Raw genomic sequence first — 20283 nt, forward strand, 5'->3', positions numbered from 1 at the left:
GGGTCCCGCGGGTCTTGGTCAGCCGGTCATCTTCAGCCCGTCATCTTCAGGGCCCGGCCCAGCGAGCCGGCCAGCCCGGCGGCGTACTCGGTGGTGAGGTGGTCGGTGTCGCGGTAGGTCAGGGTGCCGCCGACCACGACCGGGCAGTCGCCCTCGAAGCACAGCCACGGCGTCGGGTCGACGACCTCGGCGCCGGCCAGCAGCGCCGACTTCACCACGACGTCGCCGAGGATCGTGGCGCGCTCGACCGGCTCGAACATGCAGCTGCCGAGGCTGGGGGTCGCCGAGGTCAGGCACTCGCCCGGGTCGGTCGCCGACTTCGGCACGTCCTTGACGACCACGACCCGCTCGGCGTGGGCGCGCAGCTCGTCGAAGAGCTCGTCGTAGCCGCGCTCGAGCTCGGGCGCGACCTTCTCGATCGTCAGCACCCGCCGGCCCTCCACCCACACGCCGTTGACCGGCGGGGCCGAGGAGACCACGACGAGGTCGGGGGAGAGCGCGGCCACCTGGTCGGAGACCCAGTCCTGGAACTCGTCGCAACCGGTGAAGACCACCGCCTGCTTCAACGGCGCCACGCTCACGTGACCGGCCGGGCACTGCGGCTTGACCAGGTAGAAGGCCCGCCAGCCGGAGTCGAGGGTGATCCGCTCCAGCGCCGGGATCCAGGCCCGGGCGTGCGAGTCGCCGATCACCACGACGGTGCGCTCGCCGGCGGGGTCGCCGCGCACGCACAGGCGGCGTACGTCGTCCTCGTAGTCGCAGGCGCCGACGTCGGCCACGCTCTGGCGCAGGTCGAGCAGGTCGGGGGTCAGGTCGCTGGGGATCGCCACCTCCTCGCGCGCGGCGCGCACCGAGGCCTTGACCAGCGCGACCGTCTCGTCGTGGTGGTCGCGGTCGCGCACCGCGATGGCGGGGTTGTCGCCGCCCTCGCCGCCGCGCCACTCGGTGTAGTGCCACGAGCCGGCCGCGGCGCCCACGACCAGCAGCAGGCTGGCCGGGTAGAGCACCAGCGGGCGCGGCGAGGGCAGGCGCACGGCGACCCGGCCGCTGCGGAAGGGGGTCTCGACGAACCGGTAGGTCAGCGCCGCCAGGTTGAGCACCACGAGCACCGCGACGAGCCGCTCGGTGACGGTGAGCGCCCGGCCCAGGTGCTGCTCGGTGATCACCAGCGCCGGCCAGTGCCACAGGTAGAGGGAGAACGACCAGTCGCCCAGCGTGCGGGCGGGGCGGCAGGTCAGCAGCCAGCGCACCGGGCCGGGCTGGCCCGCGGTGGTGCTGCCCGCGGTCACCAGGGCGGCGGCACCGAGGACCGGCAGCAGGGCGGCGTACCCGGGGAAGGCGGTGGCGGGCGAGATGACGACGCCGGCGACGACCACCGCTGCCAGGCCGCCGACCGCGAGCAGCCACGAGGCGACGGGCGGCACCCGGGGCGCGAGCCGCGGCAGCACGAGCGCGAGCACCGCGCCGACCCCGAGCTCCCAGACCCGGGCGGGGGTGGAGAAGTACGCCGCCGCCGGGTCGGCCGCGGTGGCGGCCAGCGACCACGCGAACGAGGCGCCGCTCACCACGAGCAGCACCACCAGCAGCGCCCGGCGCGTCAGGTGGCCGCGGCCGGCCCGGCGAGCCAGGGCGGCGAGCCCGAGCAGCAGCAGCGGCCAGACGACGTAGAACTGCTCCTCCACGGCCAGCGACCAGTAGTGCTGCAGGGGGGAGGGGCCGGTGCCCTCGGCGAAGTAGGAGACGCCCTCGTCGGCGAAGTGGATGTTGGCGGCGAACAGGCCCGACCACACGGCGTCGTCGACGAGGTCGCGGGCGTTGACCAGCGGCAGCCACACCAGCGCGGCCAGCAGCGTCACGACGAGCACGAGCGTGGCGGCCGGCAGGATGCGGCGCGCTCGGCGCGACCAGAACCCCGTCAGGGACAGGCGGCCCTCGGCCTCGACCTCGCGCACCAGCAGGCCGGTGATCAGGAAGCCGGAGATGACGAAGAAGACGTCGACCCCGACGAAGCCGCCGGCGAGGAAGGGCACCCCGGCGTGCGCGGCGATGACCAGCGCGACGGCCAGGGCACGCATGCCCTGTACGTCGTCGCGGTGCCGCGTGCCACCGGTTGCCGCCACCTCGTGCCTCCCCATGTCCGAGCCCGTGCTCGACCTGCCTCCACGGTCTTAACAAGTGACCGGGCCGATCGTTACGGGCCACGAGGGTGCCATGATCGCCGGGCGCCCGGGCGGGACCCGCCCGCGGCGGCCCAGACCTTCGCCGAGCTTGAGGAGCACCAGCGTGACGACCTACCGCATCGCAGTGATCGGCGGCACCGGCCCGCAGGGCAAGGGCCTGGGCTACCGCTTCGCGAGGGCCGGTCACAGCGTGGTGCTCGGGTCGCGCTCCGCCGAGAAGGCCGGCCCCGTCGCCGACGAGGTCACCGAGCGGCTCGCGGGCGTCGAGGGAGCCGGCTCCGTGACCGGTGCCGCCAACGCCGACGCGATCGGCGAGGCCGACGTGGTGCTGCTCGCCGTGCCGTACGACGGCCACGCCGAGCTGGTCGAGTCGCTCCCGCTCGCGGGCAAGACGGTCATCTCCTGCGTCAACCCGCTCGCCTTCGACAAGCGCGGCGCCCACGGCCGGGTCATCGACGGCGGCGAGGGCTCCGCGGCCGAGGAGGCCCAGCGCCTGCAGCCCGAGGCCACCGTGGTCGGCGCCTTCCACAACGTCTCCGCGGTGCTGCTGTGGGGCGAGGACGACCACCTCGACGAGGACGTCCTCGTCGTCGGTGACGTCGTCGAGGCCAAGGAGGTCGCCATGGACCTCGCCGAGTCCGTCACCTCCCGCCGCGGCATCGACGCCGGCAAGCTGCGCCTGGCCCGCCAGCTCGAGCCCTTCACCGCCGTGCTCATCTCCATCAACCGCAAGTACAAGACCCACGCCGGGGTGCGCATCTCCGGCGTCTGACCCCGCCGTCGGTCGAGCAGCGACGAGCGCCAGCGAGGAGCGTCGCCGAGACCGGGTGAGTGATCCGCTCGGCGTACGCCGGGTGGTTACTGGGTCTCGGCGTCGCTCGAGCCTTCGGCCCTCGCTGCTCGACCAACGGGTGGTCGCGGCGTGGAGTGGTCACAGACGACGGTGGCGGGGGCTCAGTGCTTGTCGTTCGTGACCACTGCGGCCCCGGCCGTTGGTCGAGCAGTGACGAGCGCCAGCGAGGAGCGTCGCCGAGACCCGGTGCGTGGCGCGCGCGCCGTACGCCGTGGACTCACGGGGTCTCGGCGTCAGGCGCGTCCGTGCCAGGACTCCCACAGGTCGGCGTAGGAGCCGCCGTTGGCGATCAGCTCGTCGTGGGTGCCGAGCTCGGTGATCCGGCCGCCGTCGACGACTGCGACCCGGTCGGCGTCGTGGGCGGAGAAGAGGCGGTGCGCGATCGCGACGACCGTGCGTCCCTCGAGCACCGAGGCCATCGAGCGCTCGAGGTGCCGGGCGGCGCGCGGGTCGATGAGCGACGTCGCCTCGTCGAGCACGAGCGTGTGCGGGTCGGCCAGGACGAGTCGCGCCAGGGCGACCTGCTGGGCCTGGGCGTCGGTGAGGGCGCGCCCGCCCGAGCCGACGAGGGTGTCGAGGCCGGCGGGCAGCGCCTCGACCCAGGCCCGCGCGTCCACCGACCCCAGCGCGGCCAGCACCGCGTCGTCGTCGGCGGTGGGCCGGGCCAGCACCAGGTTCTCGCGGACGGTGCCGACGAAGACGTGGTGCTCCTGGGTCACCAGCGCCACGTGGCCGCGCAGCTCGCCCAGCGGCAGGTCGACCAGCGGCACGCCGCCGACGGTGACCGCGCCCTCGCGCGGCGGGTGGATGCCGGCCATCAGCCGGCCCAGCGTCGACTTGCCCGCACCCGACGGTCCGACCATCGCGATCCGCTCGCCGACCCCCACCGACATCGACACGTCGTGCAGCACGTCGCGCTCACCGTCGTACGAGAACCGCACCCGGTCGACGTCGAGCTGCTCGTCGACCGGCCGGGCCTCGCCCTCGGTGCGGTCGTCGGGCACGTGCGCGACCCCGAGCAGCCGGGCCAGCGACGCGGCGCCGGCCTGCAGCTCGTCGAGGATCGAGACGATCCGGTCGACCGGGTCGATGAGCATCTGCACGTAGAGCGTCGCGGCGGTCACGTCGCCGAGGGAGACCTCGCCGCGGGTGTAGAGCCACCCGCCGAGCAGCAGCGTCGCCACCGTCGGCACCAGGTAGGACAGCTCCATGCTGGGGAAGAACACGGTGCGCAGGTGCAGCGTGTACTTCTCGGCGTCGTAGGAGTCGCGGATGTCGTCGTCGACACGGGTGATCTGCTCGCGCTCGAGGCCCAGCGCCTCGACGGTGCGCGCGCCCTCGACGGTCTCGGTCAGGCTCGCGCTGATCGCCGAGTACGTCGCCGACTCGCGCAGGTAGCCGTCCTTGGCGCGCGCCAGGTACCACCGCAGGCCGACCACCAGCGGCGGCACGCCCAGCAGGCACGGCAGCGCCACCCACCAGCCGATGCTCAGCGCGGCGACGAGCGTGAGCGCCGCGGTGACCACGGCGATCGTCCACTCGGGCAGCGCCATCCGCACCGACCAGCCGAGCTGGTCGACGTCACGGCTGGTGCGGGTCAGCAGGTCGCCGGACCCGGCCGACTCGACGACCCCCACCGGCAGCGACAGCGCGTTGTCGACGAAGTCCTCGCGCAGGTCGGCCAGCACCTGCTCGCCCAGCACCTGGCTGACGTAGCGGGCGTAGCGGGTCAGCACCGTCTGGGCGACCAGGAACCCGACCAGGACCATCAGCACCCGGTCGACGTACCCGGTGGTGGTGCCCTGCTCGACCGCCTCGACGAGGTCGCCGAGCAGCCGGGGCGCCGCCAGCGCGGCCACCGCGGCCAGCACGTGCAGCGCGAGCGCGCCGAAGAGCATGCGTGGATGGCGGCGCGCCAGCTGCTTGACGTAGCGGCGCAGCGCGGGGGTGTCGGCGACCGGGAGCCGGGTCGTGGCGCTCATCGGCCGACCTCCGCGGGAGCGACCTCGCGGGTCACCACGCGCCGGTAGTCGGCCGAGCGCTCGAGCAGCTCGGCGTGGGTGCCGGTGGCCACCACCCGGCCGTCGACGAGGAAGGCGACCTCGTCGACCGCGGCGAGCACCAGGGGGCTGGAGCTGGTCACCACCGTGGTGCGCCCGGCCCGGTGCGGGCGCAGCCGCTGCGCGATGCGGGCCTCGGTGTGGGCGTCGACGGCGCTGGTGGGCTCGACCAGCACCAGCACCTCGGGGTCGAGCGCCAGGGCGCGGGCCAGCACGAGGCGCTGGCGCTGCCCACCCGAGAAGCTGCGCCCGCGCTCGGCGACGAGGGTGTCGAGGCGCTCGGGCAGGGCGTCGAGCACGTCCTGCGCCGACGCGGTGAGCAGGGCACGCTCGACGTCGCCGTGGCCGGACACGTCGAGGCGCTCGCCCAACCGACCCGAGAACAGCACCGAGCCGGTGTGCGAGACGACGACGCGGCGGCGTACCTCCTCGCGCGACAGCGCCACCAGCGGCACCCCGCCCAGGCGTACGCCGGCGTCGTGGTCGGCGTCGCAGAGCCCGATCCGGTCGGCGAGCGCGGCCGACTCGTCGGGCTGCTCGCTGACCACCGCCACCAGGCGCCCGGCGGGCACCCGCAGCCCCGAGCGCTCGTCGACCAGGTCGGAGCCCGGCGGGGGAGAGGGCGCGGCCTGCGCCGGCGGGCCCGACTCGGGCTCCAGCGCCAGCACCCGGCAGACCCGGCGGGCCGAGACCAGCCCGCGGATCAGCTTGTTGGCGTACTCGGTCGCGGTGCGCAGCGGGATCATCAGGAACGCGGCGTAGCCGTAGAAGGCGACCAGCTCGCCCGGCGAGATGCGCCCGGCGACGGCGTACCGGGCCCCGAGCCAGACCACGACCACGACGAAGACGCCGGGCAGCAGCACCTGCAGCGCGTCGAGCAGCGACTGCAGCCGCGCGACCTGGACGCCGGCGCGGCGGGTGGCCTGCGACTCGCGGGCGTAGCGGGCGTGGAAGACCTGCTCGCCGCCGATGCCGCGCAGCACCCGCAGGCCGCTGACGATGTCGGTGGCGGTGTTGGACAGCTCGCCCATCAGGTGGCGCTGGTGGGTGCTGCGGCGCTGCAGCGGCGCGAGCAGCGGGCCGATCAGCAGCACCAGGGTCGGCACACCGAGGAGCACCACCAGCCCGAGCGTGGTGGAGGTCTGCAGCAGGATCACCGCGACCAGCACGAACGACACGACCGCGCCCGCGAACCGCGCCGACACGTCCATCACCTGGCCCAGGTGCGACAGGTCGCTGGTGCCGATGGCGACGACCTCGCCGGTCGAGACCTGGCGCGGCAGGCTGCCGCCGAGCCGGACGCTCTGGCGGGTCACCAGCTGGACGGTGCGGTAGGCGGTGGTCAGCCAGTTGGTGACCGCGAAGCGGTGCCGCACGATCCCGCTCGCCGCCTGCACGAGCCCGACCACGAAGAGCAGCCCGGTCCACATCAGCAGCGCCGAGGAGTCGCGGTCGGCCACGCCGCGGTCGATGGCGCGACCGATCAGCGCCGGCAGCACCGCCTGGCTGCTCATCCAGATGACGCCGAAGAACATCCCCAGCGCCAGGGTGTGCCACTGGCCGCGGGCCAGCCACCACAAGAAGCGCCCCGGGGAGCGGTGGTCGGCGGTCCCGGGATCGTCGAAGGGCAGCGCGCGCACAGCAGAAGGTAGAGCGTGACGGGCCGCTCCCGCGAATCCATTTCGGCCTGCGGGTGAGGAGCCCTCTCAGGACGAGTGTCGCAGCATCCGCTCCGGCACGCCGACGAGCAGGAGCAGCACCACCACCAGCAGGGGCACCCCGACCACGATGCCGGCCGCGCGGCCCAGCACGACGTCGAAGACGAACATGCTGATCCCGACGAGCAGCAGGCCGATGCCCGTGAGCACGCCGGCCACGAAGAGCTCGGCCACCCGCACCAGCCGCTGCTTGACGTGGCGCCCCGAGATCCGGCGGTGCACCGCGATCGGCGTCACCACCAGCGCGGTCGTCAGCAGCGCGACCAGCACGATCACCAGGTAGAGGGTGCGCTGGTAGGTGTCGAGCTCGTCGAACTTGCTCTGGAACGGCAGCGTCAGCAGGAACCCGGCGATCAGCTGGGTGCCGGTCTGCATCACGCGCAGCTCCTGCAGCAGGTCGTTCCACTTGCGGTCCGCCTGCTCGTCGACCGTCTCCTCGCGCCCCGACCCCTGTGCGTCCCTGCTCGCCATGACGGCAATTTACCGAATTGCCATCGCCCCCGTTGGTCGAGCAGTGACGAGCGCCAGCGAGGAGCGTCGCCGAGGCCGGGTGACCGACGTGCTCGCCGTACGCCCTGTGGTCACTGGGTCTCGGCGTCGCTCGAGCCTTCGGCCCTCGCTGCTCGACCAACGGGTGCTTGCGGCGTGTGGAGTGGTCACAGACGACGCTGGCGGGGGCTCAGTGCTTGTCGTTCGTGACCACTGCAGCGGTGGCCACCGTTGGTCGAGCAGTGACGAGCGCCAGCGAGGAGCGTCGCCGAGGCCGGGTGAGTGGCGTGCTCGCCGTACGCCGTGTGGTCACTGGGTCTCGGCGTCGCTCGAGCCTTCGGCCCTCGCTGCTCGACCAACGGGTGCTCGCGGCGTGTGGAGTGGTCACAGACGACGCTGCAGGGGGCTCAGTGCTTGTCGTTCGTGACCACTGCAGCGGTGGCCACCGTTGGTCGAGCAGTGACGAGCGCCAGCGAGGAGCGTCGCCGAGGCCCGGTGAGCGACCCACGCGCCGTACGCCATGGGGGCACTGGGTCTCGGCGTCGTTCGAGCCTTCGGCCCTCGCTGCTCGACCAACGGCGGTGGCCACCGTTGGTCGAGCAGTGACGAGCGCCAGCGAGGAGCGTCGCCGAGACCCGGTGAGCGACCCACGCGCCGTACGCCATGGGGGCACTGGGTCTCGGCGTCGCTCGAGCCCTCGGCCCTCGTGCTCGACCAACGGCGGTGGCGCCCTCGCTGCTCGACCTACGGCGGGGCCCTCGATGCGCGACAGCCGCGGGCTAGGGGGTGAGGGCGAGGTCGTCGACCTGCTCGGCGCCGGGGAGGGCGGCGACGAGGTGGCCGGGCACGAGCAGCTTGGAGCGGCGCAGGCCGGAGCCGAGGACGGCGACCTCGATGTCGGCGACGCGGGCGTCGACCAGCACCCGCCAGGCCGCGGGCAGGCCGGCGGGGGTGATCCCGCCGTGCTCCATGCCGCTCTCCTCGGTGGCGCGCTCCATCGGCAGGAACGAGCACTTGCGCACGTCGAGGGTGCGCTTGACGAAGCCGTTGACGTCGGCGCGGGTGTCGGCGCGCACCACGCAGGCCGCGACCCGCTCCTCACCGGCCCGCTTCCCCGAGACGACCACGCAGTTGGCGCCCGTGGTCATCGGGAGGTCGTAGGCCTCCGAGAGGGCCGCGGTGTCGGCCAGGGCCGGGTCGATCGCGGTGACCGCGACCTCGTCGACGTGCGCCCAGCCGGCGAGCGCGGCGGCCACGGGGGCGGCCAGCAGGTCGAGGTGCTCACGGACGGGCAGCGGCTGCAGGGCGCCGAGGGTCGGGAGGCTCATGTGTCCATCCTGCCGTCCAGGCCTCACCCGCCGTTCACCTGCGCGTCGCCGCGCCGACCCCACCCCCACGCAACCTGGAGGTCGTGACCACGCAGCAGCACCGTCCGCTCCGTCGTACGTCGTCCCTGGCCGTCACCCCGGCCGTCGTCGCCCACCGCGGCGCCAGCGGCTACCTGCCCGAGCACACGCTCGCGGCCTACCGCGCGGCCATCGACCTGGGCGCCGACGACATCGAGCTCGACCTGGTCAGCACCCGCGACGGGGTGCTCCTGGCCCGCCACGAGCCCGAGCTCTCGCACACCACCGACGTCGCCGAGCACCCCGAGCTCGCCCACCTGCGCACCACCAAGGTCGTGGGCGGCGCCGAGGTCACCGGCTGGTTCGCCGGCGACCTGAGCCTCGAGCAGGTACGCCGCCTGCGCGCGCGTGAGCGCCTCGCCGAGCTGCGGCCCGGCTCGGCCGCCCACGACGGGCTGCACCCGGTGCCGACCTTCGACGAGGTGCTGGGCATGGTCGCCGAGCAGTCGGCCGCCCGGGGGCGCAGCATCGGCGTGATGGTGGAGCTCAAGGACCCGGCCTGGTCGGCCGCCGAGGGTCTGTCCTTGGTCGAGCCGCTGGTCGCCGACCTGCGCCGCCACGGCCTCGACCACGCCCGCTCCCGTGTCACTGTGATGTCCTTCGAGCCGACCGTGCTGCAGGCGCTGGCCCCGCTGCTGCGGGTGCCGCTGGTGCAGCTGCTCGGCGAGCTCGACCGGCGACCGGCCGACCTGGCCGCCCTGGGCGACCCGCGCACCTTCGCCGACCTGGCCTCCCCGGCCGGCCTCGCGGCCATCGAGCGGTACGCCGACGGCGTGGGCGCGCGGCACAGCCTGGTCGTCCGCGACGTGGCCGGTCGCATGGTCGCCTCCGACCTGGTGCGCGACGCCCACCGCGAGTGGCTGACCGTGCACGTGTGGACGCTGCGGGCGGAGGCGGCGTACCTGCCGGCGCCTTTCCGAAGCCAGGAGGCGCACGGCGACCTCGCCGGCTACGCCTCGCTGCTGCTCGACCTGGGCGTCGACGGGCTGATCACCGATCACCCCGACGTCGTCGTGGCCGCCCGCGACGCCCACGCGGGCGGCGGCGCGAGCAGCAGCGTGCGCGCCGCCGGGCAGCACGCCTGAGCGTGGCTCAGCGGCCCGCACCGCGGCGCCGTGCGGCCCCGAGGGTGGTGGCCAGCAGCCCGGCCGCGCCGGCGACCAGCCACGGCACCGGCAGCAGCCAGCGCAGGGCGTCGCCGTCGAGGGCGTCGGCGGCCAGCACGGCCCAGATCGCGGCCAGGCCGAGGAAGGCCAGGCCCATCACCAGCTGACCCACGTTGACGGGGTGGCGGCCCTCGGCCCAGAAGCCCTGCTCAGCCGGCTCCATGGGCGGCTCCACCATCGTTGGCATCGTCTGCTCGGTCGTCTCGTTCTCGTGCTCGCTCACGGGGTCCTCATCTTGATCTCGCCGACGCCGACCTCGGCGTCGATCAGCAGGCGGGGCGCGTCGGCGTCCCGGTCGGGGCTGGTGCGTCGCAGCGCGGTGTCGATGCCGCCGCTCTCGTCGCCGAAGAGGTCGATGTGCCCGGGGCCGGAGACGCGGGCGTCGGCGAGCACCTCCAGGCCCTCGGGCACCAGGACCTCGACGCGTCCGAGGTCGACCTCGAGGGTCAGGGTGCGCCCGTCGAGCTCGTCGAGGTCGGCCACCGAGGTCAGGTCGATGACCATCTCGCCGGCGTCGAGGCGGTAGCCCTCGCCGAGCGCGGCGGCCGAGGTCGGCACCCGCAGCACGTCCTCGCCCTCGTAGTGGTCGGCGGCCGCGGCCACGCCCAGCACGGGCAGCAGGAGCAGCCCGACCAGGATGAGTCCGCCGGCGCGGCCGAAGAAGGCTCCGACGACCAGCACCGCACCCACCAGGGCCAGCGCCAGCGCCGGGTAGGCCGCGGCGGCGACCGGCGCACCGGCCAGGTCGACCGTGCCGAGCAGGCCCATCGCCAGCGCCACCAGCGCGACGGTGAAGAGGAAGAGCCGTGGTCCGCGGCGGCGCGGGGAGCGCGGCCGCGGCTGCACCGGGGGAGCGGCGGGCCCGGCGGCGCCCGGGGGCAGCGGGCCGGCCGGCGCCACGGGCGCTGCCTGGGAGGCTGCGCGGCGGTCGTCGCGGCGCGAGAGCAGCCAGGCGACGAACAGGCCGAGCAGCACCAGCGGCCACGGGAACCACCAGTCGCCGCCGGCCACGTCGCCGAGCAGCGCCAGGGCGGCCACGACGCCGACCAGCACGAGCACCACGTTGCGGTTCCTGGCGTCGAGGGCGATCGTCGCCTCGCCGGTGTCGTCGCGGGGCACGAAGAGCCACCCGGCGGCGTAGAGCAGCAGGCCGGCGCCGCCGAAGAAGGCGAGCACCACGAAGGCGACCCGCAGGATCACCGGGTCGACGTCGAGGTGGCGGCCCAGGCCGCCGGCGACGCCGGCGACGTGACGGTCGGTCGAGGAGCGGCGCAGCCGGGACAGGTCGCGGACCTCGGCGGCGCTGACGCGCGGGCCCTGGTCGTCGGGAGCCTCGCGGGGGTCCGGGCCGTGGGGGGCCTCGGGTGGTGTGGTGGTCATGGCTCCAGCCTGGCCCGGGCCGCGCGTCGCCACCATCGGGGAACACCCTGGTCCTCGCCGAGGAGATCCCGGGGATCCTCCTCATGGCCCGGGCCCGTGGGCGGTGCGACGATGGAGCCCTGATGACCAGCCCCCACCTCCAGCCGCGCACCGCCTACCGCGACGCCCACGACCCGGTGCTCGGCGGTGTGGCCGGTGGACTGGCCCGCCACCTGGGCCTGCCGGTGCTCTGGGTGCGCCTGGGGTTCCTCCTCGCCGCCGCGGCCGGCGGCCTGGGCATCGTGCTCTACGCCGGGCTCTGGCTGGTGCTGCCCACCGACGCGGGCTTCGAGCGCAGCGCCCCCGGGCTCGAGGGCGCCACCCGCGACGGGCGCCGGCCCCGGCGCGCCCGCCGGCTCGGCGACGTCGGCCAGGTGGTCGCGCTCGGCGCGCTCGCCCTCGGGCTGCTGCTCGCGGTCGAGGCCGTGCTCGGGCAGGGCGTGGTGTTCTGGCCGGTGGCCCTCGGCCTGGCCGGGGTCGCGCTGCTGTGGCGCCAGGCCGACGAGGCCCAGCGCGAGCGCTGGCTCGACACCACCGGACGCATCGACCCGGTGCGGGTCGTCTTCGGCGCGGGCGGCTGGGCGTCGTACGCGCGGGTCGGGGCGGGTGCGCTGCTCGTGGTCACCGCCCTCGGGCTGGTGTTCCTGCGCGACGGCGGCGCCGCGGCCGCCGGCGACCTGGTGCTGGCCACCCTGGTCGGGGTGGCGGGCATCGCCGTCGTCGTCGGCCCGTGGTTCTACCGGCTGGCCTCCGACCTGACCGCCGAGCGCGAGGAGCGGGTGCGCAGCCAGGAGCGTGCCGACGTCGCCGCCCACCTGCACGACTCGGTGCTGCAGACGCTCGCGCTCATCCAGCGCTCCGCCGACGACGGGCCCACCGTCGCCCGGCTGGCCCGCAGCCAGGAGCGCGACCTGCGTGCCTGGCTCTACAGCGAGGAGGCGGTCGACGAGAGCAGCGTGGCCAGCGCGCTGCGTGCCGCGGCCGCGGCCGTCGAGGACACCCACGGCGTGGCCGTCGACGTGGTCGCGGTCGGCGACGCCCCGCTCGAGGAGGCCCTGCGCCCGGTCGTGGCGGCAGCCGGCGAGGCCCTGACCAACGCCGCGCGGCACGCCGGGGTGCCCCGCATCGACGTCTACGCCGAAATCGACGACGAGGCCGTCGAGGTCTTCGTCCGCGACCGCGGGCGCGGCTTCGACCTCGAGGCCGTGCCGGCAGACCGCTACGGCGTGCGCCGCAGCATCCTCGACCGGCTGCGCCGCCACGGCGGTACCGCCGAGGTGCGCACCGCGCTCGGCGCCGGCACCGAGGTGCGCCTGCGACTGCCCCGCCCAGCCCGCCCGCCCCAGGAGGACCAGTGAGCACACCCCGCCCGACCAGCGTCGTGGTCGTCGACGACCACGCGATGTTCCGCTCGGGCGTGCGCGCCGAGCTCGCCGCGGTCGGGGCCGGTGTCGTCGAGGTGGTCGCCGAGGCCGCCGACGTCGACGAGGCGGTGCGGGCGGTCGCCGAGCACGCCCCCGACGTGGTGCTCCTCGACGTGCACCTGCCCGGCGGCGGCGGGGTCGAGGTGATGCGCCGCGACCGCACCGGCACGACCCGCTACCTCGCGCTCTCGGTCAGCGACGCCGCCGAGGACGTCATCGGCACCATCCGCGGCGGCGCCCGGGGCTACGTCACCAAGACCATCACCGGCCCCGAGCTCGTCGACGCCGTACGCCGCGTGGCCGACGGCGACGCGGTCTTCTCGCCGCGCCTGGCCGGCTTCGTCCTCGACGCCTTCGCCGGCACGTTCGCGGTCGCCGAGGTCGACGAGGACCTCGACCGGCTCACCGAGCGCGAGCGCGAGGTGATGCGCCTGATCGCGCGCGGGTACTCCTACCGCGAGGTCGCCGGTGAGCTCTTCATCTCCGTCAAGACCGTCGAGACCCACATGTCGAGCGTGCTGCGCAAGCTGCAGCTCTCCTCGCGCCACGAGCTGACCCGGTGGGCCTCCGACCGTCGCCTGCTTTGAGGGGTGGGGGAGGATCGGCCCCATGCGATTCACGACTCTCGGACACAGCGGCTGCGCCGTCTCCCGCCTCTGCCTCGGCACGATGACCTTCGGCGCCGAGACCGACGAGGCCGGCTCCCACGAGCAGCTCGACGTCTTCCTCGAGGCCGGCGGCACGCTCGTCGACACCGCCGACGTCTACACCGCCGGCACCTCCGAGGAGATCATCGGCCGCTGGCTGGCCGACCGGCCGGCCGACGTCACCGACCGGGTCATGCTGGCCACCAAGGCGCGCTTCCCCATGGGCGCCGACCCGCAGGGAGGCGGATCCTCCGCGCGTCACCTGACCCGGGCCCTCGACGCCTCGCTGCGCCGGCTCGGGGTCGAGGCGGTCGACCTCTACCAGGTCCACGCCTGGGACCCGTTCACGCCGCTCGAGGAGACCCTGCGCACCCTCGACGGGTTCGTGCGCTCGGGTCGCATCCGCTACTACGGCCTCTCCAACTTCACCGGGTGGCAGCTGACCAAGGCCGTGCACACCGCGCGGCGCCTGGGCCTGGCCGAGCCGGTCACCCTGCAGCCGCAGTACAACCTCGTGGCCCGCGAGGTCGAGTGGGAGATCGTGCCCGCCGTGCTCGACGCCGGCATGGGGATGCTGCCGTGGGGGCCGCTGGCGGGCGGCTGGCTCACCGGCAAGTACACCCGCGACGAGCGGCCCACCGGCGCTACCCGGCTGGGGGAGGACCCCGGTCGCGGCATGGAGGCGTGGGAGCGCCGCGGCACCGAGCGCACCTGGACCATCGTCGACGCCGTACGCCGCGTGGCCGACCAGGCGGGCGCCTCGCCGTCGCAGGTGGCGCTGGCCTGGCTGCGCGAGCGCCCCGGCGTCAGCTCGACGATCCTCGGCGCGCGCACCACCGAGCAGCTGCGCGCCAACCTGGCCTCGATCGACGTCGTGCTCGACGACGACGCCACCGCGCTGCTCGACCGCGCCAGCGACCTGCACGCGGCCGACTACCCCTACGGCGAGCTGGGGCAGGACCAGCGCTCACGCACCCTGGGCGACGCCTAGGATCACCGGCGTGGACACCCTTCGCCTGATCCTGCTGTTCGTGCACGTCCTGGGCTTCGCCGCCCTCATCGGTGGCGCCCTGGCCCAGGCCGGCCCCGGCCCCAAGCGCGTCAACGCCGCCATGCGCGACGGCGCCGGCACCGCCTTCGTCGCGGGCCTGGCGCTCGTCGGCGTGCTCGAGGCCGGCGACGCCGACGTCGACCACGCCAAGATCGCGGTCAAGCTCGTCGTCGGCCTCGCGGTGCTCGGGCTGGTGATGGCCAACGTGCGCAAGGAGCAGGTCTCGCAGGCGCTGTGGGCCGGTGTGCTGGGGCTCAGCGTGCTCAACGTGGCCGTCGCGGTCTTCTGGTCCTCCGCCCACGTGTGAGGGGTCGGCCCCGCGGCCTGCCCCACCTGTTGGGGTGAGGTCGGGGCTCGTAGGGTCCGGCAGGTTCAAAGACCTCGGGACCCTTCTGTGGGGCGCCCCCGCTCCCCGGCGTCGGCGGCTCGACGTGCCACGGGTGGGATCGGTTCGACCTGAGGTCACTGCTGAGATCCCCTGAGGCGCCGAACCCCCGAGGAGTGCCGTGCCCGACCTGTTCATCGACGGAACCTGGTGCGACGCCGCTGACGGCGCCACCCGCGACATCCACTGCCCCGCCGACGGCCGCCACGTGGTGACCGTCTCCGAGGGCGGGGAGAAGGACGCGGTCGCGGCGGTCGTCGCCGCCCGCAGCGCCTTCGACAACGGCCCCTGGCCCCGTACTCCCGCGCCCGAGCGGGCCGCGCTGCTGCACCGCCTGGCCGACCGGCTCGAGACCGACAAGGACGAGGTCGCGCGTTTGGAGTCGCTCGACACCGGCAAGCGCTTCGTCGAGTCGCAGATCGACGTCGACGACATCGTCTCGGTCTTCCGCCACTTCGCCTCCCTGGCCCAGGCCGAGGCCGGACGCGTCGTCGACACCGGCATGCCCGACGTGGTCAGCCGGGTCGTGCACGAGCCGATCGGCGTCTGCTCGCTCATCACGCCGTGGAACTACCCGCTGCTGCAGACGTCGTGGAAGGTCGCGCCCTGCCTGGCCGCGGGCAACACGTTCGTGCTCAAGCCCAGCGAGCTGACCCCCTCGACCGCGATCTGGCTGGTGCGGGCGCTGAGCGACGTCGGCCTGCCCGACGGCGTGGCCAACCTGGTGCTCGGTGCGGGCGACCGGGTCGGGCCGACCCTGACCGAGGCCCCCGAGGTCGACCTGGTCTCCTTCACCGGCGGCGTCGTCACCGGGCGCCGGATCATGGCCTCGGCCGCGCCGACGGTCAAGAAGGTCGCGCTCGAGCTCGGCGGCAAGAACCCCAACATCGTCTTCGCCGACGCCGACCTCGACGCGGCCATCGACAACGCCCTCACCGCGATCTTCCTCGACTCCGGGCAGGTCTGCTCGGCCGGCGCCCGGCTGGTGGTCGAGGACACCGTCCACGACCGGGTCGTCGACGAGCTGGTGCGCCGCGCCGGGCTGATCCGCCTCGGTGGGCCCTTCGACGACGACGCCGAGACCGGCCCGCTGATCAGCGCCGCCCACCGCGAGAAGGTCGAGGCCTACGTGGCGGCCGGCCTCGCCGAGGGCGCCACGCTGCGCGTCGGCGGCGCCCGGCCCGAGGGGGCGGCGTACGAGGAGGGGTTCTACTACCTGCCCACCATCCTCGACGACTGCTCCGCCGACATGTCGTGCGTGCAGGAGGAGAGCTTCGGGCCGGTGCTGACCGTGGAGCGCTTCACCGGTGCCGACGCCGACGCCCGCGAGGAGGCGGCCGTCTCGATCGCCAACGACACCGTCTACGGCCTGGCCGGCGCGGTGTGGACCAGCGACGCCGGTCGCGCCGAACGGGTCGCCGGCCGGCTGCGCCACGGCACCATCTGGATCAACGACTACCACCCCTACGTCGCCCAGGCCGAGTGGGGCGGCTACAAGCAGAGCGGCACCGGGCGCGAGCTCGGCATCGCCGGGCTCGAGGAGTACCGCGAGACCAAGCACATCTGGCACAACACCCGGCCGGCTCGCGCCGGCTGGTTCCCGGACCACGGAGAGGACCAGGCGTGAGCAGCAAGAGGTACGACTACGTCATCGTCGGCGGTGGCTCGGCGGGCTCCGCCCTGGCCAACCGCCTCTCCGCCGACCCCGCCACCAGCGTGCTGGTGCTCGAGGCCGGCCGCAACGACACCTTGCTCGACCCGTTCATCCACATGCCGGCCGCGCTGCCCTACCCGATCGGCAACCGGCTCTACGACTGGAAGTACGAGTCGGAGCCCGAGCCGCACATGGGCGGGCGGAAGGTCTACCACGCCCGCGGCAAGGTGCTCGGCGGGTCCTCGTCGATCAACGGGATGATCTTCCAGCGCGGCAACCCCTCCGACTACGAGCGCTGGGCCGCCGAGGCCGGGATGCAGGAGTGGGACTACGCCCACTGCCTGCCCTACTTCAAGCGGATGGAGACCTGCACCGCCGGCGCCGACGCCTGGCGCGGCGGCTCCGGCCCGCTGGTGCTCGAGCGCGGCCCGGCCAGCTCACCCCTCTTCGGCGCGTTCTTCGAGGCCGTGCAGCAGGCCGGGCACCCGCTGACCGACGACGTCAACGGCTACCGGCAGGAGGGCTTCGCCAAGTTCGACCGCAACGTGCACCGCGGGCGGCGCCTGAGCGCCAGCCAGGCCTACCTGCACCCGGTGATGAACCGCAAGAACCTCGACGTGCAGACCCTGGCCATGGTCACCGGGCTGCGCACCCAGGGCAACCGGGTCACCGGCGTCGACTACGTGCGCGGCGGCCGGCTCAAGCGCAGCGTCGAGGCCGGCGAGGTGATCCTGTGCGGTGGCGCGATCAACTCCCCGCAGCTGCTGCAGCTGAGCGGCATCGGCCCCGCCGACCACCTGCGCTCGCTGGGCATCGACGTGCTCGCCGACCTGCCCGGGGTGGGCGAGAACATGCAGGACCACCTCGAGGTCTACATCCAGCACGCCGCCAAGCAGCCCGTCTCGATCGCGCCGTGGCTCAAGCACCGCCACAAGCCGCGCATCGGCGCCGAGTGGCTCTTCGGCCGCAAGGGTGTCGGCGCCTCCAACCACTTCGAGGCCGGCGGCTTCATCCGCAGCAACGACGAGGTGGCCTACCCCAACCTGATGTTCCACTTCCTGCCGATCGCGATCCGGTACGACGGCTCGCAGCCGGCCGCCGAGCACGGCTACCAGGTGCACATCGGGCCGATGTACTCCGACGTGCGGGGCAGCCTGCGCATCCGCAGCCGCGACCCGATGGAGCACCCGGCGCTGAAGTTCAACTACCTCTCCACCGAGCGCGACCGCCAGGAGTGGATCGAGATGGTGCGCGCGGCGCGGCACATCCTCGAGCAGCCGGCCTTCGCGGCGTTCTCCGCGGGCGAGATCTCGCCCGGACCCTCGGTCAGCACCGACCAGGAGATCCTCGACTGGGTCGCCGAGGACGCCGAGACCGCGCTGCACCCCTCGTGCACCGCCAAGATGGGCACCGACGACATGTCGGTCGTCGACCCGGCCACGATGCGGGTGCACGGCGTCGAGGGCCTGCGCGTCGTCGACGCCTCGGTGATGCCCTTCGTGACCAACGGCAACATCTACGCCCCGGTGATGATGCTCGCCGAGAAGGCCGCCGACCTGATCGCCGGCAACGAGCCGCTGGCCCCGCTCGAGGTGCCCTACTACAAGCACGGGGCGGGCATGCCGCTCTACCCCGAGGGCGACCCGCGCAACGACGCGGCGCCCGGCACCGTCAAGGGCAGCAGCCAGCCCGCCGGGACCATGGGGGGCCAGCGATGAGCACCGACACCGCCGGCCCCGCCGGACAGCTCGACCCCGTCCCGCCGGGCGAGCCCGCGGCCCGCATCAACCTGCCGGTCTTCGTGCCCTCGGCCGTCGTCGCGCTCGCGGTGACCGTGTGGTGCGTCGCGACGCCCGACCACGCGCTGAGCACCCTCGAGAGCGTCGTGGCCTGGGTCTCGACGTGGTTCGGCTGGTTCTACATCGCCTTGACCACCGCGGTGCTGGTCTTCGTCATCTACCTCGGGCTGTCGCGCTACGGCTCCGTGCGGCTGGGCCCCGAGCACTCCAAGCCGGAGTTCTCCACCGGGGCGTGGGCCGCGATGCTCTTCGCCGCCGGCATCGGCACCGACCTGATGTTCTTCGCCGTCTACGAGCCGGTCACCCAGTACCTCACCCCGCCCTCCATCGAGGGCAGCACCGTGACCGCGGCCCGCGAGGCGACCGTGTGGACGCTGTTCCACTACGGCATCTCCGGGTGGGGCATGTACGCGCTGATGGGCATGGCCCTGGCCTACTTCGCCTACCGGATGCACCTGCCGCTGGCGGTGCGCTCGGCGCTGTTCCCGCTGATCGGCAAGAAGGTCGACGGGCCGATCGGGCACGCCGTCGACACCGCCGCGGTGATCGGCACCATCTTCGGTGTCGCGACCTCCCTGGGCATCGGCGTGGTCAGCCTCAACGTCGGCCTCGACGTGGTCTTCGGCGTGCCGCAGGGCCTGGCCACCCAGAGCGCCCTGATCGTGCTGGCGGTCGCGATCGCCACCGTCTCGGCCGTCAGCGGCATCGAGAAGGGCATCAAGCGGATCTCCCAGCTCAACGTCATGCTGGCGATCCTGCTCGCGGTCTACGTGCTGGTCACCGGCCGCACGGCGTACCTGCTCAACGCGCTGGTGCTCAACGTGGGCGACTACGTCCGGCTCTTCCCCGACATGACGATGCAGACCTTCGCCTACGAGGACACCGGCGACTGGATGAGCTTCTGGACGCTCTTCTTCTGGGCCTGGTGGATCGCCTGGGCCGCCTTCGTCGGGCTCTTCCTGGCCCGGATCTCGCGCGGTCGCACCATCAAGGAGTTCGTGGCCGGCACCATGATCATCCCGTTCAGCTACATCCTGATGTGGGTGGCGATCTTCGGCAACGCCGCGATCGGCGAGATCCGCAGCGGCAACACCGACTTCGCCGAGGCGGCGGCCGAGGCCGTCGACCCCTCGGAGGGCCTGTGGTCGCTGCTGCAGGAGTACCCCGCCTTCCCGGTGGTCGCCTCGCTGGCGATCCTCGTCGGGCTGCTCTTCTACGTGACCTCGGCCGACTCGGGCGCCCTGGTGATGGGCAACCTGACCTCGCGGCTGCGCACCGTCAACGACGACGCCACCTCGGGCCTGCGGGTCTTCTGGGCGGTCGTGACCGGCGCGCTCACGCTGGCCATCCTGGCCGCGGGCAACATCTACGCCCTGCAGTACGCCACCGTCATCGTCGGGCTGCCCTTCGCGTTCGTGATGATCGTGGTCATGTGGGGGCTCTACCGGGCCCTGGCCGTCGAGGGCCACATGGTCGACAGCCGGCGCTCGGCCCTGCCGGGCGCGCTGTCGAGCCGCACCACCGCCCCCGACCCGCGTCGCCACGTGCCCTGGCAGGCCCGGATGCGCAGGGTGATGACCTTCCCGAGCGGCGAGCGCGTCGAGGAGTTCGTCTCCTCGGTGGTGGTGCCGGCCCTCGAGGAGGTCGCCGGGGAGCTGCGCGAGCAGGGCGTGGGCGCCGAGGTGGTCTCGGTCGTCGACGAGCACGGCGAGGGCGCGATCGAGCTGGTCGCCGACGTGGGCGCCGAGCTGGCGTTCCACTACAAGGTGCAGCGGCGCACGGTGCCGATCCCGGCGTACGGCGGCTGGGCGCCGCGCGGCAACGAGGTCTACTGCCGGCTCGAGGTGCACCTGCGCGACGGTGGCCAGGACTACGACGTGATGGGCTACACCCAGACCCAGCTCATCGACGACGTGCTCGACCAGTACGAGCGGCACCTGGAGTTCCTGCGCCGTGCCGACGGCGCCGGTCTGTAGCCGCCGCGACGGCCTCGCGCACCGTCGCCCCCGGACCTCGGGTCCGGGGGCGACGG

16 protein-coding genes are annotated in these 20283 nt (G+C 73.8%); 9 read left to right on the plus strand and 7 right to left on the minus strand.

The annotated features are described in order from the left end of the window. Positions 1-32: 32 nt before the first annotated feature. Complete coding sequence (locus JOE61_RS15250; protein ID WP_194624579.1) at positions 33-2075, minus strand: acyltransferase family protein; 2043 nt, start codon at positions 2073-2075, stop codon at positions 33-35. A 208-nt stretch (positions 2076-2283) separates the two neighbouring features. Between JOE61_RS15250 and npdG the strand changes: the two genes are divergently transcribed. Continuing rightward, positions 2284-2952 (plus strand): NADPH-dependent F420 reductase, encoded by a 669-nt coding sequence (gene npdG, locus JOE61_RS15255; RefSeq protein ID WP_193667011.1) that lies wholly within the window; start codon positions 2284-2286, stop codon positions 2950-2952. A 314-nt stretch (positions 2953-3266) separates the two neighbouring features. Here npdG and JOE61_RS15260 read toward each other — a convergent pair whose 3' ends face one another. The 4 genes from JOE61_RS15260 to JOE61_RS15275 all read right to left on the minus strand — a co-directional run bounded on the left by JOE61_RS15260 (position 3267) and on the right by JOE61_RS15275 (position 8655). Beyond that, positions 3267-5015 carry an ABC transporter ATP-binding protein gene (locus tag JOE61_RS15260; protein WP_193667012.1) on the minus strand — a complete coding sequence of 583 codons (1749 nt, stop codon included), beginning with the start codon at positions 5013-5015 and terminating at the stop codon, positions 3267-3269. Then, the gene (locus JOE61_RS15265; RefSeq protein ID WP_193667013.1) at positions 5012-6733 is read right to left on the minus strand and encodes an ABC transporter ATP-binding protein; all 1722 of its coding nucleotides are present in this window, start codon (positions 6731-6733) and stop codon (positions 5012-5014) included. The genes JOE61_RS15260 and JOE61_RS15265 overlap by 4 nt, the downstream gene beginning before the upstream one ends. A 66-nt stretch (positions 6734-6799) precedes the next feature. Beyond that, a complete protein-coding gene (locus JOE61_RS15270; RefSeq protein WP_193667014.1) occupies positions 6800-7282 on the minus strand; it encodes a DUF6328 family protein in 483 nt (160 codons plus the stop codon). 797 nt (positions 7283-8079) lie between these two features. Beyond that, positions 8080-8655, minus strand: a complete 576-nt coding sequence (locus tag JOE61_RS15275; RefSeq protein WP_204797255.1) for a YbaK/EbsC family protein — start codon at positions 8653-8655, stop codon at positions 8080-8082. Between the two features lie 56 nt (positions 8656-8711). On the opposite strand from JOE61_RS15275, the gene JOE61_RS15280 reads away from it, so the two are divergent. After that, positions 8712-9791, plus strand: coding sequence for a glycerophosphodiester phosphodiesterase family protein (locus JOE61_RS15280; RefSeq protein ID WP_193667016.1), 1080 nt, complete (start codon positions 8712-8714; stop codon positions 9789-9791). 7 nt (positions 9792-9798) lie between these two features. Here JOE61_RS15280 and JOE61_RS15285 read toward each other — a convergent pair whose 3' ends face one another. Then, positions 9799-10095, minus strand: a complete 297-nt coding sequence (locus JOE61_RS15285) for a hypothetical protein (protein ID WP_193667017.1) — start codon at positions 10093-10095, stop codon at positions 9799-9801. Further along, the gene (locus JOE61_RS15290) at positions 10092-11252 is read right to left on the minus strand and encodes a PspC domain-containing protein (protein ID WP_193667018.1); all 1161 of its coding nucleotides are present in this window, start codon (positions 11250-11252) and stop codon (positions 10092-10094) included. Before JOE61_RS15290 ends, JOE61_RS15285 begins: the two co-directional genes overlap by 4 nt. A gap of 122 nt (positions 11253-11374) precedes the next feature. Between JOE61_RS15290 and JOE61_RS15295 the strand changes: the two genes are divergently transcribed. From JOE61_RS15295 to betT, 7 genes are all read left to right on the plus strand, one after another. Continuing rightward, positions 11375-12649, plus strand: coding sequence for an ATP-binding protein (locus JOE61_RS15295; RefSeq protein ID WP_193667019.1), 1275 nt, complete (start codon positions 11375-11377; stop codon positions 12647-12649). Further along, the gene (locus tag JOE61_RS15300) at positions 12646-13302 is read left to right on the plus strand and encodes a LuxR C-terminal-related transcriptional regulator (protein ID WP_193667020.1); all 657 of its coding nucleotides are present in this window, start codon (positions 12646-12648) and stop codon (positions 13300-13302) included. Before JOE61_RS15295 ends, JOE61_RS15300 begins: the two co-directional genes overlap by 4 nt. Positions 13303-13324: 22 nt before the next feature. Beyond that, a complete protein-coding gene (locus tag JOE61_RS15305) occupies positions 13325-14353 on the plus strand; it encodes an aldo/keto reductase (protein WP_193667021.1) in 1029 nt (342 codons plus the stop codon). 10 nt (positions 14354-14363) lie between these two features. Next, entirely contained in the window at positions 14364-14720 is a 357-nt protein-coding gene (locus JOE61_RS15310; protein ID WP_193667022.1) for a hypothetical protein, read from the plus strand. Between the two features lie 199 nt (positions 14721-14919). Beyond that, positions 14920-16425 (plus strand): aldehyde dehydrogenase family protein, encoded by a 1506-nt coding sequence (locus JOE61_RS15315; protein ID WP_193667023.1) that lies wholly within the window; start codon positions 14920-14922, stop codon positions 16423-16425. Continuing rightward, positions 16422-18170 carry a choline dehydrogenase gene (betA, locus tag JOE61_RS15320; protein ID WP_193667024.1) on the plus strand — a complete coding sequence of 583 codons (1749 nt, stop codon included), beginning with the start codon at positions 16422-16424 and terminating at the stop codon, positions 18168-18170. The genes JOE61_RS15315 and betA overlap by 4 nt, the downstream gene beginning before the upstream one ends. After that, complete coding sequence (gene betT, locus JOE61_RS15325; protein ID WP_193667025.1) at positions 18167-20227, plus strand: choline BCCT transporter BetT; 2061 nt, start codon at positions 18167-18169, stop codon at positions 20225-20227. Before betA ends, betT begins: the two co-directional genes overlap by 4 nt. Positions 20228-20283 lie beyond the last annotated feature (56 nt).

The sequence above is a fragment of the Nocardioides salarius genome (assembly GCF_016907435.1).
Classification (GTDB): Bacteria; Actinomycetota; Actinomycetes; order Propionibacteriales; family Nocardioidaceae; genus Nocardioides; species Nocardioides salarius.